This window comes from Bdellovibrio bacteriovorus (genome assembly GCF_041888015.1).
In the GTDB taxonomy this organism is placed as follows: Bacteria; Bdellovibrionota; Bdellovibrionia; order Bdellovibrionales; family Bdellovibrionaceae; genus Bdellovibrio.
This window is the reverse complement of sequence record NZ_CP168968.1, coordinates 255158-268438: the sequence shown is the minus strand read 5'-3', so window position 1 is coordinate 268438 and position 13281 is coordinate 255158. Positions and strand designations below refer to the sequence as shown.

Below are 13281 nucleotides of genomic sequence, written 5' to 3'. Positions count from 1 at the left end.
TTTTCATTGTAAGAATAGAAACGAGAACCAGCATAGCACCGTTCACCCCAAGATCAAACTACTTGCAGAAGGATAGATTCTGACTCCAGCTCAGAATTGATTTATAGCTGGTCTTATCTCCTGCGCGCAGCACCGACCAATATCTCGCCCCTCCGCGCCATGCGCCATTCACCTTGCCTGCAATGCGGCCATCACGTCCTACCCAACGATCCAGAATGCGAATACCGCAACTGAGATTCTGCTTCGGATCATGCAAATCCTTCGTCGTCTTGAATCCACAACCATAGGCGTTGCCGCTTTCAATAGAGATCTGCAGCAAGCCACGACTGATCACTCTGTTGCCGTGGCTGTCATTGAAGGCTTCCTTATAGGAGGTCTCAGTTTTAAAGTTACTTTCAAAGCGCACCATCGCAGACAGCATGAAGGCCCAATACTGCTTTCGTTGTGCATAAGAAAGGCTTTGATACATTGGACAGAAAAGACTTCTGTCAGCGGGAATCACATCCAGAAGATTTTTCCCCAGACGATCCAGCTCACGATCCACGTGCGTTGTCCATTCTTTCGCACCGCTGATCTTACCTTCCCACAAGGGGGTTACTTCACGCAGAACCTCTTCTGTTATTGGTGGAGGTGTCGGAATAGGTTCTGGTTCAGGAATCGGCTCTGGAGTCGGAGTGGGCTCTATGACCGCAGAGGAATTGTCAGAAGATGCCTCTGTCTGAGAGGTTTCTGAAGTTTTACAACCTGCCATGATTTGAACAACGAACAAAACGGCAACAATAAAAATAAGTTTGTTTGTGGCGTTTCTCATAAGTAACAGATCGGCAGAAAATCGCCGCTCTTTACTGTTGAAAAAAATGTCGAAATCTTGGTGATAAAATCAGACTTTAACTGGGCCAAACGCCGTAAATACAGAATGATTATTTACGACTTTGGCAGAAACCAGAAACCTTTTTTTTGACCTCTTCGCATACACCTCGGGCCCCCAAAGAAAACCCCGCACAGGGGTCATAGTTCTTCGGACAGTAGGAATAGGAAGGAATCCAGTTTTCCATTTTCTTGTCACTCAGAAGTGAACGTCCAACGGCCACCAGATCATCTTCACTCAAGCGACCGCTCACAAACTCGCGAAAGGCAATATCAAAGGCCGTCACAAAAGATTTGGCATGAGGCGAGGTCTTCCCCTCCACGGTCTGGCGCAGATAGATCTCGGCAATCTTCCCGGGATGCATCGCTTTCAGCAGATCGGCCAGTTCTACGCTGGCCGTGGAATTATCCAGAATCACAATCAATTGACTGTCTGGATTCACCCTCATGATCTCTTCAATATGATGAATCTTAAATTTGGAGATCGACCATTCCGTCACCCAATCCCGCATAGAGATGGAACGGGGTGGATATTGATGGTCTTTCAGAAGCTTTTCAACCCGGGGCTCCAACCAGTTGGTCAGCGCAGAGACAATATAAAACTGCCCGGTACCACCGCTTGCCATCATACGCCGATAAAGCTCTGGCATGCCGGCATAGGACTGATCCTTATCCATCAGCTTTAAACCTGCGGAAAAAATATTGGTATTATGGGCCTGACGAAGAACATCATCAAAACCACTGACCAAAACCACCTTTTGCTCATTTGCCATCGCCCCGAAAGGCAGCCATACCAGCAAGGCCGCCACCAAAAGCTGAGAGTAAGAAAGTACGAGTTTTCTCATATACAAATATTGGCTTACTGGATGTCTATTGGCAACCGGGCTCCGCCTAAGGTCGGTCTCGGAAAGACCTTCCCTTTTTGCCCGGAACTCTTTAAAACAAGATATGTATTTTGAAAAACGCATTCCTGTCTTTTTGCAACTGGGTTTTAACGAAGCGGCCTTACCAAAGCTAAAGGCCTATCTGGACCTTCTTTGGAGTTCCAATGAAGAGCTCAACCTGATCAGCCGTAAAATGACTTACGAAGAGCTTATCGACAATCACGTCATTGATTGCCTGCTGCCCCTTAAACAATTCCCTAAAGACGTCAAAGTGGCTGCGGACTTTGGATCTGGTGGCGGACTTCCGGGTGTTATCTACGCCATCCAATTCCCCGAGGTCGAATATCATCTGTTTGAAAAGAGCAATTTGAAGCAGGATTTCTTAAAGCGTTGCGTGGCCATTGCCCCCAATTTGCGTATTCATGGAGAAATCCCTCCGAAGCTGGAAAAGATCGAAGTGGTTACCTCCAGAGCCTTTAAGCCGGTTGATGTTATTCTGGAGTTCAGTCGTGACTATTACAAAAAAGGCGGTAAGTACTTCCTGTTGAAAGCTCGCAAGGAAAAGATCGACGAAGAAGTCGAATTGGCCCGCAAAAAGTTCAAAGATCTTAAGGTCACCATTGAACCCCTGGCCTCCCCAGTCCTTGAAGTCGAGCGCCATTTAGTCCTTATTTAATTTCTTTGCGTATCGACAACGTATCGCAATTTAATTTGTCACCCCCAGGCTTCTTCCTAAAATCATCTTTTACGAAAGAAGGAGCCTGTATGCTGAAAGTAACAGCCGAACACCCCAAGTTTAGGTATATCGAAATTCTGGTCGATGGTGATATCAATACTGAATCCGTCACCATCCTTCTGAACCTGATTCAAAAGCGCATTGACGAGTGGGGTGAGGTGAATCTTCTTGAAGAAGTCCGCGACATCGGCAAAGTGGAACTGGCCGCTTTCTGGAAAGACCTTCGTTTTGGCCTTAAAAATCTGAGCAAAATTCCCAAGGCTGCTATTGTCACAGACATTCACTGGGTAAAGAATGTCAGCAACTTTCTGGACCCCATTGTCGATATGGACATCGAGGTCTTTACCAGCAAAGAACGTGATATCGCCCGCGCCTGGCTGGCTCAAGAGGACCTTGAAGAGTCCATGTATCGCTAATCACAGCGACAAATTATTGCCGCCGTCGTCCAGCCGTTCTGGGCGACGCCAGTAAGAATACTGCGGCGTCCACTCTTCCAATCCCACTCCGGCCAAACTCAGAATGCTCCACATCGAACAAAAATCATCTCCGGGCCCAAAGACACTGCTGTTCTTTCTGAAAATGCGCTCGCCCCTTTTTTCATAGCAGACAATCCCAGGCATATTGTTCTGCCCGGCCAGAACACTTTGCTCTCGGATATACAAGCCTCCCCCATGAGAAACCATGTTAAAACGCCAGCCCCGCGAGTTGGCAAAGCTCCGCTGTACATCCGGCGCATCCTTCGACAGCATCACAACTGCAAACTGGTCTTCAAGGGCCGGCAAAAAACCATTCAGCCCGTCCCCCCACAAAGTGCAGGAACGACAGCCCTGCCCCATATTATGAATGGCAATCAGTCGGTTTTTATCAGCAAACAGATCGTGCAAGGTGATTTCAGCGTTCAGACCGTGAAAGATATAGTTCTTCACCTCCAAGGCCGGGGACTCCTTACGCAAAGACTCCAACCGGCGATGCAGACGATAGATCTCATTTTCCACTTTTTGAATTTCGTTCAGAGGATGTTCATTCAACATAGAACCCCCATCTGACTCAATTTTAATTTGTTCATTTCAAAAAGTCTGAGAAAATAAGAGGCCACAGTTGAAAAACAACTTAAACGTCGCTCAGCTTCTGCCCCAGAATCCAGATAATACGCAGAAGGGTCTCCGGGATCTCTTGCTGGTCTTCCACGCTCCATGCCGCCGACAGCATTGAATAACAAAAGCACCATCCCAAGATCCTCTGAGCATCCCAAGAAAGTTCTTCACTCAGAATCTGCAGGCGCTTCTCCAGGATCCCCTGCAAATCTCCCTGAGGATAACAATCCAGCGGGTTGCCAATCATCGCACCCACCTCGAATGCCGGATCACCAACATAGCCATGTGGATCAATCACACTCCAAGAATCACCAGATGACAAAACATTGTCATGATGAAGATCCCCATGTAGCAACACGTCTTGCGAAGCCGTCATACAAAGATCCTGAAAAAGAAAGGCCGCCAGATGAACCAGCTCTGAAGGAACTTTGCCATGCAGTTTGGAAAGCGTTGGAATAAAGTCACGCACATGACGAAAGGGAGCCTTGACTGAATCAACAGGCTTCCCCAGATGCTGAATTACTTTGGCCAGAATGCGGGTGGCTTCCGCATCCTGCCCCCGCTGAACCAGATACTTTAGTGATTGCCCCGGGGACATCTTTTCCATCAGGAACGCTCTGATCTGCGGATCGTATCCCAAAATTTTTGGCGTGACGTCGGGATACACTTGAAACCATTGCAGCTCTTTTTCAAGAACTCCATCCGGGCATAAAATCTTGACGACAACTTCGTTGCCATCAACATTTTTCTTCCCAAAGCCCACGAAATTATAAGACAGATCTTTGGCGGGATGCGAGAACTTCCATTGCCATGTGGTTTCCAACTCGGAAATCAACGATGGCAGACTTTGCAACCACACTTTCCCTGTGGTGCCAAAAGTATCCTGAATATTCTTGGTGAACGCGTCCGAGTAATTCATCACCTAAGACCTTAATCCAGTTTGTCGAAGTGGTCCAGAGGCGTATTTTGACTTCGTGCCAGAACACATCGAGCCTAGTTCCATGCTAGAAATGATTTTGTCCCTTTTCTTAATGACGAAAGCTGCTCCTGCAAGCAATTACACCAGTGTTCAAGACACACTTCGCAGAATTACTCAGGAGAACCCCACAACAACTCAATGGATCGATATCGGTCTTTCCGATTCCGGCCAGATGATCTCAGGTCTGAAGATTGGAAACGGCGAAGTAGCCGATCTGATCATCGCCACCCATCACGGTAACGAGTACGGTTCTACCGCCGTTGCGTTGGGAGCGGCCGAAGCCTTTGCTCGCAATCCAATTCCGGGCCATACCGTGTATGTGATTCCTGTGCTGAATGTTTCTGGATATAACTCTCGCAACCGCTACGAAAGAACATCCAACGGAACTGTCGATCAGAACCGTGACTATCCAGGTCCTTGCGTATCCGGAATGCCTCATAAGTCCAAAGCTACCAAAGCCCTGGCAGAATTTTTAGAACAAGCCAACATCGTCAGCTCCGCCACTTTGCATACGCACTGGCCAGCGGTTCTATACCCTTGGGGATTCTCTACACGGGACATTCAAACAGAATATGACAGCACGTTCATAGGTCTTTCCAAAGACGCTGTCGTTGAAAGTGGCTATCAGGTTGGAAACTCCAAAGAGCTTCTGTATGCCGCAGATGGTGCTTTTGAAGACTATGCCTACTGGAAGCACGGAATCTGGTCTTTGTTGTTTGAGATGGGCACAACTCACTCCCCATCCCAGGCTCAAATGAAACAGATGATTGATGTGAATGTTCCAGGACTGCGCCGTTTCTTTGAAAATGCACCAAAACAACGCGCCACGAACCACGCCTTCACAGGAAAATGTGACAAGAGCTCCCGTCAAAGAGAGCACTTGGAATAACGGCCTTTACCTGACCTGAAGAACAATCTTGCCCGTGTGCTGACTGGATTCCATAAGCACATGGGCTTGTGAAGCCTGATCCAAAGGCAACACCTTGAAAATAACCGGCTTCATCTGTCCCTGATTTAACATCGGCCAGATGTTCTTCTCCAAAGCCTGAGCAATGCGTGTCTTCTCTGCCACCGGACGCGCTCTTAAAGTCGAACCTGTCAAAGTCAGTCTCTTGAACATCACTTTGCGCAAATCCAGCTCCACCTTGGCTCCCTGCAAAGTTGCAATTTGCACAAGACGCCCTTGGGTCGCCAGAGCTTCAAGATTTCGGGCAAAGTAGTCACCGCCCACCATATCCAGAATCACATCCACACCGCGATCCTGAGTTTCCTTTTTCACGACGCTGACAAAGTCCTCTTCTTTATAAAGAATCACCCACTCCGCGCCCAGGCCCTTGCAGATCTCGACAGATTCGCGCTTGCCGACCGTTGTAAAAACACGAGCCCCCATCGCGGAAGCCATTTGAATGGCGGTCGTGCCAATCCCCCCGGCCCCACCATGAATCAAAATGGTTTCATCCCTCTTCAAAGCTCCGCTTTCAAAAATATTTGTCCAGACGGTAAAGAATGTTTCCGGCAAGGCCGCCGCTTCCACCATACTCATGCCTGAGGGAATCGGCAGACACTGCCCTTCCGGCGCACTGACATACTCGGCATATCCGCCGCCTGTCACCAAAGCACAAACCTCGTCATTCAGTCTCCAGCGGGTGACATCTTTCCCTAAAGCCACAATCCGACCGGCCACTTCCAAGCCCGGAATATCAGAAGCCCCCGGAGGTGGCGGATAAGTTCCCTGCCTTTGTGCGCAGTCCGGGCGATTGATACCCGCAGCCTGCACTTCAATCAGAACCTCACCAGCACCCGGCTCCGGACGAGCTCTTTCTGCTATCTGCAATACCTCTGGACCACCGGGTGTCTTAATTTCAATCACTCGCATAGAAGCTCCTTCAAAGTTTCAAAATGCTCTTGGAACTTCTGCCAGTCAAGCCGGGCAAACTGGCCTAAAGACAAGCTTTCCGGCGTTAAGTCTTAATGCGGAAAAACGATAAGTTACTTATGGGAAAATGGTTTGTTTATTTGATCTTAAGTACGGCAATCCAGACGCAGGCACAAACTCAGACGCCGACCAGCTCGGTTTACAGCTGCAACTTTGCAGAGGACTACAATAATTTTTCGTCTGTTCGAATGAAAAAGTATTTTGATCCCGCCGAGAACATGTATCTGGGAAAAGTGGACGTCCTGCAAAATCTGACCGTCGTTGAAAGTACGCCGGTGCGGGTCTATCAGATCCCTCTGCTGGACAATCAAACCTATGTGCAATTATGGAATTCAAAAGAAGTGCGCGTGGATGCGCAGTTGTCTTATTCGCAAGGTGGCCGCGAATTCCGGGCCACCTATACGAAAAATGAAACCAAGAAGACCTTGGTTTGCAGAGAGCTTCGGGATTAAAGCTCGAACTGACCTGAAGACTCTGGCTGATATACCACAGCTTTTACTTTCAACTTTTTAGTCTGCCCATTTGGCAGCTTCCAGTTGATTTCCTGTCCAACGCTCAAACCCAGCAAGGCAATACCGACCGGCGCCAGAATAGAAAGTCTGCCGGACTCCAGATTGGCGTCCTGTGGATAGACCAGAGTCATTTCACTTTCCTGACCTGTGACTTCATCCAGGAATTGCACGCGGGAATTCATTGTCACCACATCTTTGGGAATTTCTTTTTGTGCGATGACGTTGGCTCTGCCAAGCTCTTCTTCCAAAGCTTCAGCAAACGGACCTTCTACTTGAGACACGAGTGCAGACAAACGATGGAAATCTTGATCAGTAATAAAAATACGAGGTTCTGTGTTCATAAATTCCTCCTCAAGAGAGAATGATGTTGTGTATGTTTTAATTTTTAAAAAAAGATGTTCAGAGAACAAAAAGAATAGAACTAGGCCTTCAGCAGATCTTCTCTGCTGCAACAAAATCTTAGAATAAGATTCATGAACGTTGAACGGCGCATGGGTCCATTAGACCCTAGATTTAAGCATTTTTCAAGGTTGACTGCGAAAAGAGCCTAAGTTGCTGATTACTTTACAAGATCTTGAACCTTCCGCCCCAGATCCAGCAATATTTGGCGAGCACTGTCATAGTCCTTATCAGAGCAATCTTTGAATCCTGTCAGATGATACAGTTTCTTCAAGGCCACACCCCCTTCAGGGGTTGACGAAAAACTCTTCAAAGCAAGACTGATTTTCTTTTCTAATTCTGGCGGGAAGCTTTTGCGATAAACCACAGGTTCGCCGGGAATCGGCCCGGTCTTAGCCAAAATTCGCACTTTCTCATAAACATCAGGGAACTGTTCTGTCACCAAGCGGCGCGCATCCTGAGGCACTCCATTTTCAGATGGCGAGTTGTAAGTCGCTCCGGCATCCACACGTCCCTGGTAAACCATCGTCACCACACTGTCATGCTTACCGGCAAAAATGGTTTCACTGAGCTTGATCTTCTCATCCTGAATAAGCTTGGCAGCAAGAATATATCCCGAAGTCGAAACGGGATCGACAAACGCAAACTTCTTTCCATTCAAATCCTGCAATTTTTTAATGTTCGGATTTGCGGTGATAATCTGCCCCCAATATTGGGAATACTCTCCATTGACTCCCATCAGCTTTGCCGTCGCCCCGTATTTTTCGTGAGCCAGGATATACCCAAAAGGATTTAAGATCGCCACATCCACGCGCTCAGAGCCCATGGCTTCAACCACGGCGACAAAGCTGACCGGCACCTGCACACGAACGTGCACTCCACTTTGCTGCAAAATCCATTTCTCAAGAATTTTTCCATTTTCCATCAGCACAGCAGAGTCCTGACCCGGCACCAACGCAAGACGAACGGGTCTTTCTGAAGAGCCCAATTCCTTTTGTGACGTGCATGTAATCATAACGGCAGAGCATGCAATGATGAGTACTTTCTTCAACACAAGACCTTCTCCTGAATTCTATTTTTTCAAATCTACTCTCGGTATTAAATGTATGCAATAAACACTGTCATAAACTAATATGAATTGAAAACATGAGCCATTATCGAGGATAAGGAGGGCATGGAAATGTCTAGAGTGAAGGTTGAAATTGATGCTGATCTACAGGATCTGGTTCCTCAATTTGTTGAGAACCGTAAAAAGGACATTGAGTCTTTGTCAGTCCTTGTAGAAAAAAATGATCTCACAGCCATTGCCCAAATGGCTCACAAAATCAAAGGCGCTGCCGCCGGATATGGTTTCGCTGAACTCAGTGAGCTGGCCGCTCAAATGGAAGTTGCAGCGAAAAAGAATGATCCGAATCCACTGTCGGATCTTTTGAAGAAAATGAAAATCCACTTCCTTAACATCGATATCCATTACGTTCCAATGTAGGAGTCTATGAACCACAAAAACCGCCTGTTTCTTTTTACCTCGGTACTGGTGCTGGGCACGCTCCTAGTTGCTGGAACCGTGGGTTATAAGATGGGCAGTTCTTCGTTGGAACAAACCACTCGCGAACGCCTTGTACAAATTCGTCAATCCAAGGCAGAGGAACTGCAAAGAGAGTTCGCCTATCTTAAAAATACCCTGGCGCTGACGTCGGAGTATTCTCCGGCCCTGAAATTTCTGGAGCGCTTCCCCCACGAGCTTCAGCAGATTCAAGATTGGATGCGGCGCCATCCCAGCCAGAATCAATGGCGCAAGGGGCTGGCCGAAAATTCTCAACTTTCTCAGGTTTCAGATCTTGAAAAAGTGCTTGCCCAAATGACCCCCCTGCCACTGTTCCTGCAGTATCAATTTCTGCAAAGCTCTAAAAACATCGGTCGTCCCCTTTCTCAAGTTGCCACGGTTCAGGGTTTTCCAGACCTAGCTTACTTCAAAAGCTATGAGTCCCTGCATAGCAAACTCTTTGAAATTCTTGAACGCGCTCACCTTGGTGACATCCTGTTGGTGGACCCACAGGGGATTGTGGCCTATTCAGCCTTGAAAGGACTGAACTTCGGCGAAAACCTGATGGTTGGAGTCTTTGCCAACTCGCGCCTGTCCCAGGCTTATCGTTGGTCTTTAAATGCCCCGAAAGGCGCCACCAAGTTTTTTGACTTCACTTCATTAAGTCATTTCTGGCATATCCCGGTGGGCCTGATGGCGATGCCTCTTTTTGATCAGACAAAGTTTGTCGGCAGTTTGATCTTCCAGATTCCCCTGGAAAGAATTGATCGCATTCTTTCCAACAATAAAAACTGGAAGGACCTGGGGCTGGCCGAAACCGGTGAAGTTGTCGCTTTTGGTCCCGATGGGTTTATTCGCAATAATCCACGCCTTTTCCTGCAATCACCAGAGGCTTTCCTGAAGAAAGTTCGAAGTCATGATGACTCTTTGGTCGTGCTCGACAATATCCTCCGTTCCCAGAATGCCGCCTTGTCCGTGGTTCTACCCAGCAATCAGGTCAAACGCTACATGGACAAAGCCACCTTGTTTGAATCCTCGGATGACTATCTGGAAACTCCCAGCCTGCAATCCATCGGTCGCGTTAACATCCTGGATAACAACGACTGGATTCTTATCAGTAAGACCAGCCTGAATGAAATTCTGGCTCCTTTATCATTTAAAATTCCCTGGTTCTTCGTTGGTGGATTCCTGATCTGGAGCTTGGCGCTGGCTGGGGCCTGGCTACTGTACCGTCGCATCTTTTTCCCCACGGCTGTTTTGGCAGAGGGATTGGAAAAGCTGAAAGACCACCAGTTCACTGAAACCCTGCCCCTTCCCCAAGAAGACGAGTTTCAGGATATCTACAAAAAATTCAACGAAGTCTCTGAAGAATTCCGCAAAACCCAGGTGGCACGCGATTTCCTGGAAAATGTTGTGCACTCTCTGAATGAAGTGTTCTTTGTGGTGGAAGTTGAAGAAACCACACCCGGCAAAAATGTCTTTCGCATTCGCGGCTTTAATCCAGCCGCCCAGAATCTTCTTGGCACCAGCGCAACATCCCTCAAAAGCACTGATCTTCGCAACTGGGTGGACACGGACTACAAAAAAATTGAGGATTCCCTTCACCGCAATGTCAGCATCAAAAATCTCTACAGCTCGGAAGCTATTCTGAAGAAAGTGACCGGAGAAAAAATTCCTTTGGAGATTTCCTGGGCTCGTATTCGCAGTGATCGCTCCAATAAAGTTATTCTGGCGCTGATTGGCGCCGACATGACGTGGAAGAAGGATATTGAAAAGGAATTGAGACTGAAAGAAGAGCTTCTCAAAGAGTCCCAGGCTTTGTCCAAAACAGGCTCCTTCCGCTGGGACGTCAAGACGGGCCGCTGTCTGTGGTCGGAGGAGGAATTCCATCTTCTGGGCCTGACTCCTGAAAATGTTGTTCCCAGTTATGATCTTTTCCGTTCATTGATCCATTCCGATGATCTTCCTCTTTTTGATAAGGCCATTGCCGAAGCCCACAAAAATATTCTGCCCTTCCATGTGGACCTGCGCATGAAGAAGGACACCAATGAACTTATCTGGGTTCGCTGCAAAGGTCGCACGGAATATGATGACTATGGCAATGCTCTTTATATGTATGTGACTACCCAGGACATCACAGAACTTCGTCGCGCGGAACAGTCCCTGATTGCCACCAAAAATGAAGCGTTAAAATCCTCACAAGCCAAATCCGAATTTCTTGCCCAAATGAGCCATGAAATCCGCACACCCATGAATGCTATTATGGGGATGGCAGAGCTACTGAAAGAAACCAAACTGGACGCAGATCAAAAGTACTATGTGACGATCTTCTGCAAGGCCGGTGAAGTTCTGATGGCACTTATCAATGACATTCTGGATCTTTCGAAAATTGAAGCTGGCGAAGTCTCAATTGAAAATATCCCGTTTGATCTTAAGAAAATCCTCACTGATCTGGAGGATATGATCAAACCCCGAGCCATGGAAAAGGGACTTCAATGCACTTGCGAGATTGCTCCGGGAATTTCGCCGTATCTGATGGGGGACCCCACGAAGCTGCGCCAGGTACTTATCAACTTGATTGGTAATTCCATTAAGTTCACAAACAAAGGACATGTGCGCGTTCTTATCGGCAAAAACCCTTCTAAAAAAGACACTTTGCTTATCAGCGTGACTGATACCGGAATTGGAATCCCTGAAGAAAAACAGAATGTTATCTTCCAGAAGTTTTCCCAGGCAGACAACTCCATCACTCGGAGGTACGGGGGCACTGGGTTGGGATTGGCTATTTCAAAAAGCTTGGTAGAACTCATGGGTGGACAGATCTGGTTTAAAAGCAAACCCAGCACAGGAACAACATTCTTCTTTACGATCCCCTATCGTGAGCAAATCTATAATCCCGTGACGCATCAGCCTTTGGTGATGAAAACTCCGGAGCTGGATTTCACTCACCCTAAAGTACGAGACCCCAACAAAAAGATCCGCATCCTTATCGCTGATGATACTGAGGACAACCGGACTTTGTTCACACATTATTTAAAGAACGAACCTTATGAAATAATTGAAGCAGAGAATGGACTTCAGGCTATAGATCAGATAAAGTCAGGTGAGTTTGACATTGTCTTTATGGACGTGCAAATGCCTGAGATGGATGGCTATGCGGCCACAGATCGAATTCGAGAGTGGGAACGGGATGAACATAAAAGCCCGGTGCCTATCATAGCCTTAACGGCTCATGCGCTCTCTGAGGATCGACAGAAATCTCTGAAGGCCGGGTGCAATGATCATATTGCCAAGCCTTTTAAGAAGGACACCCTGTTGGGAGTCATTAACAAGTACTCTTTGTAGGGAGAACCAGGATGGCGGGACAAGAAGAGAAAAGTCGTTTACTGATTGTAGAAGACGATTCTGATATCCGCGAACTGCTCAAACACTTCCTGAAAGAATTTGTTGATGAAATCGTAGAAGCGGAAGATGGCTCTGCGGCCCTTCAGTTCGTCAAAGCCCAAGAATTTGATACAATCCTGTCTGATATTGAAATGCCCCATATGAATGGACTTAAGTTTTTGGCCTATGTTCGCTCTTTGGGCCAGATGACTCCGTTTGTGGTTCTGACCGCACACGGGGACCATTCCCGCGCTCTTGAGGCTCTGTCTCTGGGTGCTTTTGACTTCATCACCAAAGATTCCAAACGCAAGGTTGTCATTGAGAGTGTGTGCGCGGCACTGAAATTCGGACGCGAAATGAAGACCTCCAAAAATGACCCTGTGAGATCCACTCACCTTCGCAAGATTTATGCAGATATGTCCAAGTCCTCGGAGATGCGTCTGCGTAAAATTATCGAAGAGATGTCCTCTTAGCTCTGTCCCCAATATTGACCTTCCTGCAATTTGAGGCCATGTTAAAGCCCTAGGAGCTACCTCATGGTTAAAATGTCTGCAGTCTATCAAGGTGAAAAACATTGTGAAATCACTCACGGCCCGTCTTCTTCGTGCATTGAAACAGATGCTCCTAAAGACAACAATGGCAAGGGCGAAGCGTTCTCTCCTACAGATCTGTTGGGAGCCGCCATGGGTTCTTGCATGATGACCGTGATGGCTATCGCGGCAGAAAAAGATGGTGTGGAACTCAAAGGTGCTCGCGTTGAAGTGGAAAAAGAAATGGGCATCAATCCACGCCGTATCGTGAAACTCAACGTCGTTCTGCACATGCCCCAGAACATCCCTCACGACTATCGCAAAAAGCTGGAACAGATCGCGATGACCTGCCCGGTGAAGCAAAGCGTGCACCCGGATATGCAAGTGCCGGTTTTGTTCCACTATGACATTTAGCTA

At 47.5% G+C, this 13281-nt stretch carries 15 protein-coding genes; 8 read left to right on the top strand and 7 right to left on the bottom strand.

The features are described from left to right. Window positions 1-58 precede the first annotated feature (58 nt). A complete protein-coding gene (locus tag ACES2G_RS01355; RefSeq protein WP_374001085.1) occupies window positions 59-811 on the bottom strand; it encodes a transglycosylase SLT domain-containing protein in 753 nt (250 codons plus the stop codon). Between the two features lie 109 nt (window positions 812-920). Further along, window positions 921-1712, bottom strand: coding sequence for a phosphatase domain-containing protein (locus ACES2G_RS01350; protein WP_347356755.1), 792 nt, complete (start codon window positions 1710-1712; stop codon window positions 921-923). A gap of 103 nt (window positions 1713-1815) precedes the next feature. Between ACES2G_RS01350 and rsmG the strand changes: the two genes are divergently transcribed. Both rsmG and ACES2G_RS01340 read left to right on the top strand, forming a co-directional pair. Continuing rightward, window positions 1816-2427: a 16S rRNA (guanine(527)-N(7))-methyltransferase RsmG gene (gene rsmG / locus ACES2G_RS01345; protein WP_347356753.1), complete on the top strand. Its 612-nt coding sequence runs from the start codon at window positions 1816-1818 to the stop codon at window positions 2425-2427. Window positions 2428-2516: 89 nt separating this feature from the next. Beyond that, window positions 2517-2903 (top strand): STAS/SEC14 domain-containing protein, encoded by a 387-nt coding sequence (locus ACES2G_RS01340; RefSeq protein ID WP_347356752.1) that lies wholly within the window; start codon window positions 2517-2519, stop codon window positions 2901-2903. Here the strand turns inward: ACES2G_RS01340 and ACES2G_RS01335 are convergent, their stop codons facing one another. Then, window positions 2904-3518, bottom strand: coding sequence for a DUF899 family protein (locus ACES2G_RS01335; protein WP_347356750.1), 615 nt, complete (start codon window positions 3516-3518; stop codon window positions 2904-2906). A gap of 79 nt (window positions 3519-3597) precedes the next feature. Continuing rightward, on the bottom strand, window positions 3598-4500 hold the full coding sequence (locus ACES2G_RS01330; protein WP_374001082.1) for an aminoglycoside phosphotransferase family protein: 903 nt from the start codon (window positions 4498-4500) through the stop codon (window positions 3598-3600). An 82-nt stretch (window positions 4501-4582) separates the two neighbouring features. On the opposite strand from ACES2G_RS01330, the gene ACES2G_RS01325 reads away from it, so the two are divergent. Beyond that, a complete protein-coding gene (locus ACES2G_RS01325) occupies window positions 4583-5449 on the top strand; it encodes a M14 family metallopeptidase (RefSeq protein ID WP_374001081.1) in 867 nt (288 codons plus the stop codon). Between the two features lie 6 nt (window positions 5450-5455). Here the strand turns inward: ACES2G_RS01325 and ACES2G_RS01320 are convergent, their stop codons facing one another. Then, on the bottom strand, window positions 5456-6436 hold the full coding sequence (locus ACES2G_RS01320) for an NAD(P)H-quinone oxidoreductase (RefSeq protein ID WP_374001080.1): 981 nt from the start codon (window positions 6434-6436) through the stop codon (window positions 5456-5458). A 119-nt stretch (window positions 6437-6555) separates the two neighbouring features. Between ACES2G_RS01320 and ACES2G_RS01315 the strand changes: the two genes are divergently transcribed. Further along, window positions 6556-6948: a cell wall hydrolase gene (locus ACES2G_RS01315; RefSeq protein ID WP_374001079.1), complete on the top strand. Its 393-nt coding sequence runs from the start codon at window positions 6556-6558 to the stop codon at window positions 6946-6948. On the opposite strand, the gene rnk is transcribed toward ACES2G_RS01315, so the two are convergent. After that, window positions 6945-7349: a nucleoside diphosphate kinase regulator gene (gene rnk, locus ACES2G_RS01310; protein WP_347356743.1), complete on the bottom strand. Its 405-nt coding sequence runs from the start codon at window positions 7347-7349 to the stop codon at window positions 6945-6947. The genes ACES2G_RS01315 and rnk overlap by 4 nt on opposite strands. 218 nt (window positions 7350-7567) lie before the next feature. Beyond that, window positions 7568-8461 (bottom strand): phosphate/phosphite/phosphonate ABC transporter substrate-binding protein, encoded by an 894-nt coding sequence (locus tag ACES2G_RS01305; protein WP_347356741.1) that lies wholly within the window; start codon window positions 8459-8461, stop codon window positions 7568-7570. Window positions 8462-8587: 126 nt separating this feature from the next. Here ACES2G_RS01305 and ACES2G_RS01300 point away from each other — a divergent pair, with 126 nt between their 5' ends. The 4 genes from ACES2G_RS01300 to ACES2G_RS01285 all read left to right on the top strand — a co-directional run bounded on the left by ACES2G_RS01300 (window position 8588) and on the right by ACES2G_RS01285 (window position 13278). Continuing rightward, complete coding sequence (locus ACES2G_RS01300) at window positions 8588-8893, top strand: Hpt domain-containing protein (RefSeq protein ID WP_374001078.1); 306 nt, start codon at window positions 8588-8590, stop codon at window positions 8891-8893. 6 nt (window positions 8894-8899) lie between these two features. Next, window positions 8900-12295, top strand: a complete 3396-nt coding sequence (locus tag ACES2G_RS01295; protein ID WP_374001077.1) for an ATP-binding protein — start codon at window positions 8900-8902, stop codon at window positions 12293-12295. Window positions 12296-12306: 11 nt separating this feature from the next. Beyond that, complete coding sequence (locus ACES2G_RS01290) at window positions 12307-12807, top strand: response regulator (RefSeq protein ID WP_347356737.1); 501 nt, start codon at window positions 12307-12309, stop codon at window positions 12805-12807. Between the two features lie 63 nt (window positions 12808-12870). Beyond that, window positions 12871-13278 carry an OsmC family protein gene (locus ACES2G_RS01285; protein WP_347356735.1) on the top strand — a complete coding sequence of 136 codons (408 nt, stop codon included), beginning with the start codon at window positions 12871-12873 and terminating at the stop codon, window positions 13276-13278. The last annotated feature ends 3 nt before the right edge of the window (window positions 13279-13281 follow it).